The 13,443-nt window shown below is 40.8% G+C and carries 14 protein-coding genes; 4 read left to right on the forward strand and 10 right to left on the reverse strand.

From position 1 onward, the window contains the following. Nucleotides 1–158: 158 nt before the first annotated feature. Genes WKV44_04925 through folD form a run of 7 tightly spaced genes read right to left on the reverse strand, consistent with a single transcriptional unit; the run spans nt 159 to nt 6,290 of the window. A complete protein-coding gene (locus WKV44_04925) occupies nt 159–1,124 on the reverse strand; it encodes an SPOR domain-containing protein (GenBank protein ID MEM5947880.1) in 966 nt (321 codons plus the stop codon). Next, a complete protein-coding gene (locus WKV44_04930) occupies nt 1,060–1,347 on the reverse strand; it encodes a hypothetical protein (GenBank protein MEM5947881.1) in 288 nt (95 codons plus the stop codon). The genes WKV44_04925 and WKV44_04930 overlap by 65 nt, the downstream gene beginning before the upstream one ends. Further along, on the reverse strand, nt 1,348–2,670 hold the full coding sequence (miaB, locus tag WKV44_04935; GenBank protein ID MEM5947882.1) for a tRNA (N6-isopentenyl adenosine(37)-C2)-methylthiotransferase MiaB: 1,323 nt from the start codon (nt 2,668–2,670) through the stop codon (nt 1,348–1,350). An 8-nt stretch (nt 2,671–2,678) separates the two neighbouring features. Continuing rightward, the gene (locus tag WKV44_04940; GenBank protein MEM5947883.1) at nt 2,679–3,935 is read right to left on the reverse strand and encodes an IMP cyclohydrolase; all 1,257 of its coding nucleotides are present in this window, start codon (nt 3,933–3,935) and stop codon (nt 2,679–2,681) included. Then, a complete protein-coding gene (locus WKV44_04945; GenBank protein MEM5947884.1) occupies nt 3,932–4,615 on the reverse strand; it encodes a hypothetical protein in 684 nt (227 codons plus the stop codon). The genes WKV44_04940 and WKV44_04945 overlap by 4 nt, the downstream gene beginning before the upstream one ends. Then, nucleotides 4,602–5,396 carry a GTP cyclohydrolase FolE2 gene (folE2, locus tag WKV44_04950; protein MEM5947885.1) on the reverse strand — a complete coding sequence of 265 codons (795 nt, stop codon included), beginning with the start codon at nt 5,394–5,396 and terminating at the stop codon, nt 4,602–4,604. Before folE2 ends, WKV44_04945 begins: the two co-directional genes overlap by 14 nt. Before the next feature lie 3 nt (nt 5,397–5,399). Next, nucleotides 5,400–6,290: a bifunctional methylenetetrahydrofolate dehydrogenase/methenyltetrahydrofolate cyclohydrolase FolD gene (gene folD, locus WKV44_04955; GenBank protein ID MEM5947886.1), complete on the reverse strand. Its 891-nt coding sequence runs from the start codon at nt 6,288–6,290 to the stop codon at nt 5,400–5,402. 109 nt (nt 6,291–6,399) lie between these two features. Here folD and WKV44_04960 point away from each other — a divergent pair, with 109 nt between their 5' ends. Together WKV44_04960 and WKV44_04965 are read left to right on the forward strand one after the other, a co-directional pair. After that, complete coding sequence (locus WKV44_04960) at nt 6,400–7,038, forward strand: hypothetical protein (GenBank protein MEM5947887.1); 639 nt, start codon at nt 6,400–6,402, stop codon at nt 7,036–7,038. 11 nt (nt 7,039–7,049) lie between these two features. Beyond that, complete coding sequence (locus WKV44_04965) at nt 7,050–8,117, forward strand: hypothetical protein (protein ID MEM5947888.1); 1,068 nt, start codon at nt 7,050–7,052, stop codon at nt 8,115–8,117. Nucleotides 8,118–8,224: 107 nt separating this feature from the next. Here the strand turns inward: WKV44_04965 and WKV44_04970 are convergent, their stop codons facing one another. Then, on the reverse strand, nt 8,225–9,694 hold the full coding sequence (locus WKV44_04970) for a Do family serine endopeptidase (protein MEM5947889.1): 1,470 nt from the start codon (nt 9,692–9,694) through the stop codon (nt 8,225–8,227). Between the two features lie 23 nt (nt 9,695–9,717). Beyond that, nucleotides 9,718–10,461 (reverse strand): type I methionyl aminopeptidase, encoded by a 744-nt coding sequence (gene map / locus WKV44_04975; GenBank protein ID MEM5947890.1) that lies wholly within the window; start codon nt 10,459–10,461, stop codon nt 9,718–9,720. 356 nt (nt 10,462–10,817) lie between these two features. On the opposite strand from map, the gene WKV44_04980 reads away from it, so the two are divergent. Both WKV44_04980 and WKV44_04985 read left to right on the forward strand, forming a co-directional pair. Further along, a complete protein-coding gene (locus tag WKV44_04980; protein ID MEM5947891.1) occupies nt 10,818–11,441 on the forward strand; it encodes a histidine phosphatase family protein in 624 nt (207 codons plus the stop codon). Continuing rightward, the gene (locus WKV44_04985; protein ID MEM5947892.1) at nt 11,425–12,276 is read left to right on the forward strand and encodes an MBL fold metallo-hydrolase; all 852 of its coding nucleotides are present in this window, start codon (nt 11,425–11,427) and stop codon (nt 12,274–12,276) included. Before WKV44_04980 ends, WKV44_04985 begins: the two co-directional genes overlap by 17 nt. A gap of 51 nt (nt 12,277–12,327) precedes the next feature. Here WKV44_04985 and WKV44_04990 read toward each other — a convergent pair whose 3' ends face one another. After that, a complete protein-coding gene (locus tag WKV44_04990) occupies nt 12,328–13,341 on the reverse strand; it encodes a diacylglycerol kinase family protein (GenBank protein MEM5947893.1) in 1,014 nt (337 codons plus the stop codon). Between the last annotated feature and the right edge of the window lie 102 nt (nt 13,342–13,443).

A 13,443-nucleotide genomic window follows, 5' to 3' on the forward strand; every position in this document is an offset into this window, starting at 1 on the left:
CGAACGTCGGGACTGTGCCTCATAGGCAAAAAAGAAAAATAGCACAGTCCCTCCTGCCTGCGGCTGATATGGGCAAGATAATTTACAACTATGTTTTCTTCTGCCAAAGGCAGCGCGAGGACGCGCTGCGTCATCGCGCGTTCGGTATAAATCATTTATTAATAGAAGATTATAAAGGATTCCAAGCCTTTATTTTTAAGCTCTGTAAGAAGATTCTGCGCATTTTCTCTGCTGTTTTGAGGTATAATCACCCGGTAGTATCGTTTACCGGCAAACTCTATGGGGACAACTTCTGTATCAATATTATACTTGTTTTTGACCTCATCGGCATAGTGCTCAGCGTTTTCTTTGACGGAGAAAGAACCCAGTTGGAGCGCAACATGGAGATTTTCTTCCGCAGTGGTTTGTGAGGGAGAAGGCTCAGACTGCTCCGGGGAGGGTTCTGATGAGTGATTCTTATTATCATAGTCAGAAGAAGTGAGCTCGATGGAAGGCTCATCGCCTGTGTTTTGAGGTGGTAGTAGTATGCCTTGAGGAGGATACGGGAGGGTCGTACCGTAAGAGCCCTCAATAAGGTTTTGCGCAAGATGGGTCTCCGGCGAATCGGGGAAATTGTTCTTGAGAGCATCAAGGAAAGTCTGCGCATCATTTTTTTGTCCGGATACCACCTTGAGAAGGACTGCAGTATAATATATGTCCGGCTTTGCAGATGGCAGTTTAACAAGAGAAGAAAGAATAACGTCAGCCTCTTCAAATCTGTAGGTAGCTATATATATGTGTGATAAAACAAGCAGGGCTTTTGCCTTTTTGTCAGAAGATGCTTTTGCATCGCCCAGGATATCTCTTATAGTAAGCTCTGCGTTTGCAAAATCTCCTGTCTCATAATAAAGTCTAGAAAGTCTTATCGCTGCATCAGTACTGTGGGATTTTACATACTGCTCTTTTGCAAGAGAAAGAGCAGCCGCAATATCCCCCTTGAGTTCCAGGTTATCCTCCAGACTTTCCTCGCTATTTTCTGCAAATGCAGGTAAAAGAAAAAGAAAGAATAAAGCAAGCAGTCTATATATTTTTATCTCTCGGAATATCTGCTTCCTGATTTTGTAATGGTAATTGTCTTTTTGCATTTTTATTTTGCCCTTTTTCCTTGTTTCGGCCTTTTTTCATAAGAGTAAAGGGCAAAGAAAAAAGTATTCCCACTATAAAAGAAAAAAGTATGGGGAAGAATACAGGAACCTGGCTAATGGTATAAAAACCAAGAGAAACATCGGTTTTGTTGTCTAAGTTGAGCCCTATAAAAAAGAGCAGCAACACCATAAGTATTATAAACAATATAAGTTTTGCGTTCATTTATACCTCCCTGGCCTTAAACGTATTGCCCTCAAGTGACAAAATTTCTACTGTTGTAAAATCACCTATTTTTGACTTATCTCCTGCAAATACAAGCATCTCATCCTGCTCTGTTCTGGCAAGAAGCTCTCTTGCATCTTTCTTGCTGACAGACTCCACCAAAACTCCAAGCCTTTTTCCTATTTTCTTCTTTCTCCAATTATATGATAGTTCTTTCTGCAGCTCAATTACTTTTGCAAGTCTGTGTTTTTTTTCTTCTATCGGTATTGTGTCTTCCCACTCATAAGCTTTTGTGCCCTTTCTAGGATTGTAATAATACATGTAAGAATCAGAAAACCCTGCTTCCCTCATAAGAGAGAGGGTCATTTCAACATCATCTTCTGTCTCACCAGGAAAGCCTATAAGAATATCCGTTGTGATTGATATATCAGGCATGGCTTTTCTAAGCATATATATAAGGCTCATATAATGAGAAGAGGTATATCTTCTGTTCATTCTCTTAAGAATATCGTCAGAGCCATGCTGTACGGGAAGGTGTATGTGCCTGCATATTGCCCTATTTTCTGCCATCACATCCACTATATCCTGACTAAGGTCCTTGGGATGAGAGGTTAAGAATCTCAGCCATGGGAGTTCCGGAAATTTTTCACATATTTTATTAAGAAGAGAAGCAAAATCAAGAGTTTTGCTGCCTTCTGTATATCTGTAAGAATTAACATTCTGACCGAGCAATGTTATCTCTTTTACTCCATCATTAAGAAGTGTTTCTATTTCTTTAAAAATATCCGAAGGATTTCTTGATATCTCCCTACCTCTCACATAGGGAACAATACAGTAGGAGCAGAAATTATTACAACCGTGCATTATAGGGACAAAGGCTTTATAGGCAGAATCACTGTGATGTATTTTTTCAAAAGAATACTCATCCTGCTCTGTAAGAAGAAAATCATGTAACAAAGTAAGGTCTTCTTTATTGCTTGTAAGAAGCTCAACAAATTTCTTTTTATTAAAGGTCCCTACAACAACATCCACCTGAGGGAACCGTTCTATTATTTCTTCTTTTAAGCGTTCTGCCATACAACCCATAAGTGCAAGCTTAAGATGGGAGTTTCTCTTGCTTTTGAGAAAACCATAGAAACCAAGCCTTCCTTCTATTCTCTCCTCTGCAGTTTCTCTGACAGAACATGTATTGATAACTGCAATATCCGCATCCTCCGGACCGGAAGCTTCCTTCCAACCGGCATGTTTTAGCTGTCTTATTATCGCATCGGATTCTGCCTTGTTCATTTGACATCCGTACGTCTCTATCCAATATTTCTGCATAATGTCCTCTAATGCCTAAAACACCTCTGTCCTGTAAATACCATTGTTACATTTGCCTCGTTACAAGCTTCTATGCTCTCAAAATCTCTAAGAGAGCCTCCAGGCTGAACAACTCCTGTTATGCCTTCTTTTATTCCCACATCCACTCCATCTCTAAAGGGAAAGAAAGCATCCGATACCATGATACTTCCTTTTATACCGCCGTTTTCTGCCTTGACCTCTTCCCAAATTTCCTGCTTTTTTCTCTCATCGTCAAACATATTCCAAGGAGTTTTATATTTTTCCCAACAGAGTCTGTCCGCCATCTTGGTATAAGCTTTATCGCGTGCAATCATGGCAACCCCAACCCTGTCCTGTTCTCCTGTGCCTATGCCTACGGTAACCCCATCCTTGACATATATGACAGAATTGCTAGTAACACCCGTCTCAACAAGCCAGCCAAAAAGCATATCATCAAGCTCTTTATCCGTAGGCTTTCTTTTTATTGCATACTTCTGTCCCTTATACTCTGTCTCTGCAGGCAGGAAATCTTCTTTGCTCATAACAGCAGAGCGAAAAGACCACTGCATTATAATTCCACCATCAATAAGGGCTCTAGGTTCTATAAAACGCTCATCTCTAAAATCTATAAGTCTGTTAATATTTTCTATACGCATTATTCTCAGATTTTTCTTTGTCTTGAGTATTGCAAGTGCAGCTTCTGTATAATCAGGAGCAACCACAACTTCAGAATAGGATTGGGTGATAAGCTCAGCTGTTTCCTTATCCAGAGTAGTATTTATAGCAATAGCTCCGCCAAATGCAGCAACCCTATCCGCAAAATAGGCCTTATGATAAGCTTCTGCTGCCGTAGAAGCTACGGCTACTCCACAGGGATTATTATGCTTGATAATCACACAGCAGGTTTTATCCGGAAAATATTTTAATATATTGAGTGCGCTGTCCACATCTGTAATATTTATCTTTCCGGGATGTTTCCCCGACTGAAGCAGCTCTATGTCCGATGCAAGATACTTACCTGGCTGTATAATAGAAACCTGTCCCAGAACAAGATTGCCATTTACCAGCTTATAAAGAGCAGCAGGCTGATCAGGGTTTTCTCCATAACGCAGCCCTTTGACCTCTCCGTCTATGTTCCATACTGCTTTTTCGTAAAAAAGAGTCTGTCTTTCTCCATTTTCTATAAAACTTATTTCCATGGATTGAGGAAAAGGGTCATCAACCATTATTCTGTATATTTCCTTGAGATTTTTTTTCTCGCTCATACATCCTCCGAATATGGTGATTCTTCAAAGGAAGAAGCTTTTTTTATAAGAAAATCACTTATAGCAGCATCATAACCTGCTGTTCTTTTAAAAGTTTCTCCTGCAAGCTCAAGCCTCATCTCATAACTTAAGGCTCCATTGTTTTTTTCTATATCAGATAGCACCTTTTTATACTGAGATATACTCGATACGGAGGCCACTCTTAGAAAATTTTTGGCAGATGCCCTGAGCATACAAGGGCCTCCTATATCTATGTGTGTTCTTCCGTCTTCTAAGCTCGCGTTTTCATCAGAAACAGTCTCTTCAAACGGATATAGGTTTACAACAACCATATCGAATATAACAGAACCTGTTCTCTTAAGATCATCTTGATGCGCAGGATTGTAAGTCTCAGAAAGAAGCCCCATGTATATTTTAAAATCCAAGGTTTTAACAAGTCCTCCCTGCATCTCCGGCTGTCCGGTATAATCGGATACAGCAATAAGCCTGTTTTTTGCATCTTCCGCAAGGATTTTTTCTATGGCTTTATAGGTTCCTCCAGTAGAATAAAACCTTATATCAGGGCATAAAGACACAAGTCCATTTATAAAATCTTCAAGTCCACTTTTGTCAGCAACACTTATAAGAACATTCCTGACAGAAACAAGTCTGTCTATTTTTTTTACTCTATTTAGGTCCATGTGCGTTCTCCTTAATACATCTTTCTATACATGCATATGCATTATGATTGTGTATACTTTCCATATTTTCCGCTTCTACTTTAAACCAGGGAAAATCAGAAAAGTTTTCCACTCTCAAGACGACCTCTCTTGCAACATCCTCTACAAAGCGGGGGTTATCATATCCGTGTTCTGTTATAAATTTTTCATCCTCACGCTTTAGAAGCGAAAAAATACCAGCAGAAGCAGAATTTTCAACAAGTTCTATGAGATCTTCTATCCAGAAAAATGGTCCAAGCTTTACAGTAAGCCTGACCATCCCCCGCTGATTATGCGCACCATAATCGCTAATTTCTTTGGAGCAAGGACAAACCGTATTAACAGGAACTTCTATACTAACCCAGAAGTCAGCATGATTGCCCTTAGTCTGTCCTATATATTTGCATTTATACTCCATATAACTTTTCTGTCCTGTTACAGGAGCTGATTTTTCTATAAAATAGGGAAATTCTATCTCAATAAAAGCAGATTCTGCCTCCAGAGCAAGTTTTACATCCTTTAACATTGAGATAAAGCCCTTCATCTGTATGTCTTTGTAATGTTCGTTAAACACCTCGACAAAGCGACTCATATGTGTTCCCCTAAAGTGATGGGGAAGATTGGCATACATGTTTATAGTGGCTGTAGTATTTTGATAGTTATTCTTTTTGTCGAGAACCGTTATAGGGTATCTCAGTCCTCTTATTCCGACCCTGTCTATAGGGATATTTCTGTCATCATAGCTGCTCTGAGTATCAACCAAAGCTTACTCCTTTATAGAGTTGGCCTTTTTTACTGCAAGCACTGTATTATACATAAGCATAGCCCTCGTCATAAGCCCTACCCCTCCTGGTACAGGCGTAATCCAGGAGGCCTTCTTAGAAACGGAATCATAGTCCACATCGCCAACCAATCTATAGCCTCTAGGATGTTCTTTATCCTCTATTCTGTTTATTCCAACATCAATTACAACAGCACCCGGTTTTACCATATCAGCATTGACGACACATGGTCTGCCAGCTGCAACTATGAGAATATCTGCCTGCAAAGTATAATCGGATACATTGGGAGTAGCAGTATGGCATACTGTTACTGTAGAATTGCCGGGATTTCTCTTTTGCATCATGAGATTGGCTATTGGTTTACCTACGATATTGCTTCTACCTATTATAACAGTATGCTTCCCTTTGCTTTCTATTCCTGCATATTCCAGCATCTTGATAATGCCAAAAGGGGTACATGGCAGAAAAGCATCCTGTCCTATAACCATTTTGCCAACATTTATAGGATGAAATCCGTCCACATCCTTATCAGGTGATATTCTTTCTATTATTGCCTGTTCCTCTATATGAGAAGGAAGCGGAAGTTGCACAAGGATACCATGTATATTGACATCACTGTTAAGATTATCAATGAGAGCACATAGCTTATCCTGACTTGTAGAAGCAGGAAGAATATGCTCATAGGACTTTATTCCTATTTTTTCCGCATCCTTTTTTTTGCCATTGACATAGGCTATACTTGCAGGGTCATCACCAACCCTGATTACGGCAAGGCCCGGAGTTATGCCTTTCTCCTTTAAGAACGCAACTTCTTTTTTTAATTCTTCTAGAATTTTTTGTGATATTTCTTTGCCAGAAAGGATTGCTGCGGACATGCTTTACTCCTGTGTATTTTTTACGTAAGATGTCTATACTGGTTTGTATCATGTTTTGTGCTATAGTTTCAATAAAGTATGATAACAGAGATTATAAAAGAGGTGAGAAATGAAGAAAACTTTGCTACTTGTCCTACTAGTTATGATTTCCACAGGTATGTTTGCTCAAGAGAGCAGCCCTGCCATAGAAACACAACCCTCCAGCAAACCAAGTATAGAGGCGTTTCCTCGTCCCAGACTGGGTGATCAGATGCTCTCTATCAGTGCAGGCGGGCTTTTGCCACTATTTTTTCAGTTCACCAAGGATTTTTCTACAACCCCTACAAATCTGTCATTTGGCGGTTTTGGCGGAATAAAATGGGCAGGATATCTTGCAGAATCACATCGGCTTGGTTTTGATTTTGGCGGTGCATTTTCCTCCAGCCCCAATGGTAGAATGCTGTATATGGTCCCTGTATTGTTTGCTTATGATTATATGCTATATGCTTTTCCTTTTGAGGCTCCCATACATGCCAGCATGGGTGTAACTTTTAACAGTCTTGGAGATTTATTTCATATAGATCCTGTTATAAAGATAGGCACAAGCTTTTTGTACGATTATGCGCCTGATTGGAGTTTTGGTATCAATGTGCATTATTGGTGGATTATGCAGCTCTATACGGACGACCCCGATTCTCCGCCGCCTTCTCAGTCAGCCTTTGGTAATTTCCTTGAGCTTTCTCTCGTGGCAGAATACAGGATACGATAAGGAGTTTATATATGAAGAAAAAAATACTTTTTACATCTTTAATAATCTTTTCTCTTCTAGCTATTTCCTGTGCAAAAGGGACAACAGGACTTTTTTATAGTCTCTCCATAGAAGAAGAGATTACGGATAATTCCGATTTATCCAATGATATATCCGTAGCTGATATGACTGAGAGCTCATCATACATATTTATAAACACATCTTTCTCTGTTTTTTACAGGACAATAAGCGGAACAGACTGGTCAGAGCTCAGCTTTCCATCTGATATGGATATTTGTACAGCAATTAGTGTATATAATGACGGTACAAATGAGTATCTTTATGCTGCTTTTTCTAATGATTCTCTCTCTGACAACAAGCTCTATAGAGTAAGTGCAACAAATGTTTCTTCTTCCTGGGAAGAAATCTGGAGCAGCTCGTCGGACAGGATAACATCTCTGTTTTATGTATATGACGGTTCTACTACTCATTATCTTTTTGCCAACAGGCAAAGCTCAACAGATCATGCTCTTATTTATTCTACAACAGGGGCTGCATCCAGTTTTACAGGCACCACTGCAATCACAGCATCTCAGACTCCTGTAATAGGGGTTGTATATGATGGAAGCAACTTTTGGGCAGCAACAAGAGATAAGCTTTTCTCCAACTCTACACTTGCAAATCTGGGAGATACTGCTGTCTCTGATACTGCACTTTCTTCCATAGAGAAATACACGGCTATCGCCCTAGAGACAAGCAATGTATACGTAAGTGGTGTGGATACTACAACATCAGGAAGTGCAGAAAACTCGTATCTTGCTATGTACAATGGCTCAGAGTGGCAGGTTGCAACTTATGAGTCCGTATGGATAACTTCTATAGCCATATCGGGTACAGAGCTCGTCGCAGGACTGGGAAAAGGTATCAAAACAGGTAGTGATATAAACAGCCTTACAGAACCCGGAGGCAATTATCTTTCTACCGGTCTGGATGATATCTATATTACAGAGCTTATGTTTGTTGGCTCAGATCTGTATGCTGCTACTGCATCAAACGGTCTTTGGAAAAGAAGTTCTTCTTTGGACTGGAGTATAGAATAAGGGCTCCATAAGAGTTTATACAGACAGGGGGCAGATATTCTGCCCCCTATTTTTTTGCCATAGGCAGAGACACAGTTTTTTTCAGTTTGTGTCCCGCTCGATCTTTTTTATATGTCCAGCTTTATCTGTATTTCCATACCTTCACGCATTATGCTTAGCTCGAGATTCTTTGAGCTGCTTTCCGATATTATTTTATAGAAGTCTTTTATAGTTTCTGTCCTTTTGCCGTTGACTTTTGTTATTATGTCTTCCACCCTAAGGCCACCTATTGCAGCCTTGCTTCCCTGTTCTACAGAGACTACGATTATGCCTTTTGCTTTTTTCTGCTCTTCAGGAAGCTCTTCTTTTATCTCATCCGTAAGCGGAAATACGGAAAATCCCGGATAAAGTTTTTTGCTTAGCTGTCGTATTGTCTCTTCTTTGGAGCGTTTTCCTATTGTTACTGGTATGACTTTTTCTTCTCCCTGTCTTATTACTGTAAAGTCTACTTTCTGACCTGCCAGAAGGTCGCCAACTTCCAGCACAAGCTCATCGGAATCGCGTATGGCCATGCTTCCTACTTTTGTAATAAAATCTCCGGGTTTTATACCACTCTTATCGGCCGGGCTATCGCTAAAGATCTCAAACACAAAAGCGCCTTTTTTTGTTGCAATCCCCATATCTTCCAGTATTGGATCAGAGGGGTCTGCAACGCTCACACCAAGCCAACCGTATTCCACAGAGCCTTTCTCTATGAGATCTGCTATGGCTTTCTTAATATTGTTTATGGGAATTGCAAATCCAAGACCTATGCTACCGCCAGTGGGAGATGTTATCCAGGTGTTTATGCCAATGACTTCTCCTCGCAAATTAACGAGTGCTCCGCCAGAGTTTCCCTTGTTGATTGCAGCATCTGTCTGTATAAAATCGCTTATATTACCGTCTGGACCTCCACGGCGGTTAAGCGCGCTTACTATACCGGCTGTAACAGAAAAATCAAAGCCAAAGGGATTTCCTATTGCAAGCACCCAATCACCCACATGCAGGTTGTCAGAATCCCCAAGCTTTGCGACCTGTATATCGCTATCCTTGCTCTTAAAGGATATCAAGGCCAAATCTTTTCTCTCGTCTTTTCCCACTATCTCAGCAGGATACGTCCTGTCATCATAAAGCCTTATTGTTATCTTATCCGCATTGCCTATCACATGATTATTGGTTACGACATAGTATGTGCTGCCTCTTTTTTCTACGATAACACCGGAACCGAGAGCTTCGGACTTAAAAGGTTTCTTGGGACTACCGTTATCTGGCTGATCAAAGAAAAAATCAAACCATGGCGTACCATCACCTGCCTCTGGCTGATCCTTGGTTTCTACAACGCTTATCTCAGTTACTACAGGCAGTGCCCTCTCGGAAACTATGCGAAAAGAATTCTGCAGTCCCTCCAAATCCACAAGGCTGTCAGTACTCTCTGCATTTACCGTATTGGCAGGTTTTATCTGAGTGGAGCAAGAAAAGGCAAAAAACATGGCAAGAGCTCCTATAAGGGCACCCATCAAAATCAAGTTAAACGACATTATCTTTTTTATTCTGCTCATAAATCCTCCTATTATCTTATATCTTACATCGTAAGTATTTCTATACTGTCTTCCAGCACAGCTATCGTATGTTCAAAATGAGCGGAGAGGCTGTTGTCCAAAGGTACAACGCTCCAGCCATCACCCAGCACCTTTACATAATCAGAGCCAAGGGTAAACATAGGTTCTATGGCAAGCACCATCCCGGGAATAAGCTTGGGATTGGGACCACGTCCAACATAATTGGGGACCTGGGGTTCTTCATGAGGAGCAAGCCCAACGCCATGTCCACAAAACTCTCTTACAACACCCAGCCCGTGTTTCTTGGCATGTGTGTATATGGCACGTGAGATATCGTTGATTCTACCACCTGGCTTTGCGGCATCAATCCCCCTATAGAGACTTTCTTCTGTAACAGCAAGCAGCTTACCAACCTCCGGCGAAACCTTACCCACAGGAACAGTTATAGCAGCATCGCTAAAGAAGCCATTATAATCTATACCACAATCTATACTTACTATATCACCTTCCTTAAGCGGTTTGTCATTGGGTATACCGTGTATAACCACCTCATTTACAGAAGAGCATATGGCCGCAGGGAAATCCATATATCCCAAAAAAGCAGGCTTACCACCAAGCGATGCAATCTCTCTACGTGCAAGCTCATCAAGCTCTGCCGTACTTATCCCAGGCGCAACAGCACCGCGCAGAGTAGCCATAACACTGGAAAGCATCTTACAGGACTGCCTAATCCCTTCTAACTGAGTTTTATTTTTGATACTTATCATCACATCTCCCTAAAAACAATTACAATAAAGATAACCCAATCCTCACAAAAAATAAACAACCTATTGCATACACAAAACAAGACATAACAAAAAGCATAGGAAATTATTGTTTTTATACCGAACGTCGGGAGCGCGCTGTATAAAGAACAGATAAAAAAGATGCGCTCCCTCCTGCCTGCGGCACATACAAAACAAAAAAGACATAAACCCCATTTTGCCGAAGGCAGCGCATGGCGAGCAAAGCGAGCATATGCGCGTTCGGTAAAATTATAAAAAATATTTGAAAACACCTTTTTTATATGTTAATTAAGAAAAAAGAGATGATTTTTTTATATTTTACTTGTAAATTATGAGATATGTTACAAGCAACACGAGTTTTTTTCATACGGCATGCAGACTGTGATATCAATGTATATGCGGGTGCAAGAAGCAACCCGCCCCTGTCGGAAGTAGGGAAAAAACAGGTAGAGGCTCTTTCTTTTTGGGCAAAAAATGCCGATATTGATAAGGTCTATTCTAGTCCGCTTGTGCGGGCTATGGATACGGCAAAGGGTATCGCAATGGCAAAGGGATTGGAGGTTAATCCCATAGATGCTTTAAAAGAGCTTGATTTTGGAGAGTGGGAAGGACTTTCTGCCTCCGATATTCCCGCGGAAGAGAGAGAGAGATGGTATCATGAGCCTCTTACTACAGCTCCTCCAGGTGGAGAAACCTTGACTGAGCTTGCAAAGAGGGTACTTTCTGCTTATAGAGATATAACGGATTCCAATGTGGGGAAAAATATAGCTATTGTTGCTCACGGCGGGCCTTTGCGTACCATAATATGTAGTATACTGGGGCTGCATCTTTCTTTTTTATGGAATTTTGAGCTTGCACACGCTTCTGTTTCTGCAGCGGATATCTATCCCAACGGGTACAGCTTGCTTGTATTTTTGAACAACACGTATTTTAGGGAGGGGTTTTTTGATAAAAAAGGTTAAACTTGATAAAAATCTGGAGCTAAAAACAAAAGGAGAATTAAGACTGGTTTTTCTTGGTACAGGGAGTGCCTTTAGCAAGAAATTCTATCAGTCCAATCTGCTTATTGTCAAAGGAGACGATCATTTACTTGTAGATTGCGGTACGCGCTGTCCCGAGGCCCTTGCTTCTTACGGACTGAGCGTTGATAAAATAGAGCATTATGTTTTTACACATTCCCATGCTGACCATATAGGCGGAGTAGAGGAGGTTGTTCTTGTAAACAGATATTTTGCAAGGAAAAGACCTCATCTTTATATGACAAAAAAATATCAAAAACTTTTTTGGAACGAGTCTATAAAAGGCGGCTCTGCCTACAGCGAAAAAAAAGGCTGGAGACGTTACCTTACTCTGGATGATTTTTTTGTTATCCACCAGCCAGAGCTTATGCAGCGCAAACCAAGACCTATGTATTCTTTTAATGTAGGAGATATTGAGATTATTCTTTTTAGGACACGGCATATCCCGGAACAAGCCCGCTCTTGGAGAGATTCCGCATGGAGCACAGGGCTTCTTATTGACAGAAGGGTACTTTTTTCCGGAGATACTCAGTTTGATCCGGATATGCTTGAGTTCTTTGTCTCCTCTTTTCCCATAGAGACAATTTTTCATGATTGTCAATTCTTTACAGGTGGAGTACATACTTCTCTTGATGAGCTTTCTACTCTGCCCCGTCATATAAAAAAGATGATGTATCTTGTCCACTATGGAGACACTGTAGATAAATACAGGGATAAAGTAAAAGAAGAAGGCTTTGCTGGCTTTGCAGAAGAAAATATAGCTTACTTTTTTTCCTGATTAACTGTGATGGCAGCACCTTTATCGATTAAGCTGCTGCCATAATTATTGTTATGCCAAAACAGAGATAACATCGCTTATTATCTTTATCTCAACCGGAAAATCATCTTTTGACAACCACCAAGCTTCTCCGTCTTCCTGTACGGGAAGAAGCCTGTCATAGTCTATTGTAATATGTCTGGCACTTGCAGAATAGACTCCTGTCTCTTTTATATGCTCTCCTGCATATATTTTTTTCTTGAGTTTTAATCTATCTGCAAGGCTACAGTTCTTGACTGCGCATATATTATTGGTATCGGGCAATATTCTCTTGCCGTTTCCATAAGTTCTGCTGCCAGAAGCTCCTATGGCAACAAGAAGATACTCATCTCTCGTGATCTGTTTCTCCAGATTGATGCCAAGCTCTGCCTGCGGATGAATCTTGTGATAAAACAGTGTGGACATATCCGCTATAAGCTTGTATGTGTCGCCGGGAAGATAAGGCTTTACACGGTTAGTAACAAGAGAAATATAGGCATCGATTCCAAAGCTTATGATATTGCATCCATATCGAAACGTCCTGTCTTTTGCCCCTTTCATGGCATAGAGAGGAATTTTGCCAATGCTGTTGCTTGTTGCAAGCTTATTGAGAGCAGATAAAAAATCCGGAGCATCCGCAGCATCGTTGCCGCTTCCCAGAGGGACACGCATAAGAACAACATTCTGCCGTTTCTTTTCCTCTGCCTGCATTATACCGTTGACTACCATATTATGGGTCCCATCGCCACCGCAGCTAAGTATAAGTACATTCTCCTCGCTTCTCTGGCTTATCATGCGTGCAAGCTTCACAGGTTCTGTTATGTCTGAAGACACATGGGCCGCAAGCTTTAGCTTGCTTTTTTCCACTGCTATAAATGATTTTTCTGCATTATCCAGTACTCTCTTAAGCCTCCCGGCTCTGGCAATTGTACCACTTGCAGGATTGATTATAGAATAAACCTTATAGTCCAAAAAGAAATCCGATGCTCGCAGAGCTGTTTGCAGAAGTCTCACTAGCCTGTTGATTTGCGTCTCTCTGTTTCCCATGCTTAAGACTATATGAGCCTCTACCAGACAGTCAAGTTTTTTATCAGGCAAAAACCAACATGCCAAAAAAGTTTTAATCTTTTATACCGAACGTCATCCCTG

This window comes from Spirochaetia bacterium 38H-sp, from assembly GCA_039023545.1.
Taxonomy (GTDB): Bacteria; Spirochaetota; Spirochaetia; order Winmispirales; family Winmispiraceae; genus Rarispira; species Rarispira pelagica.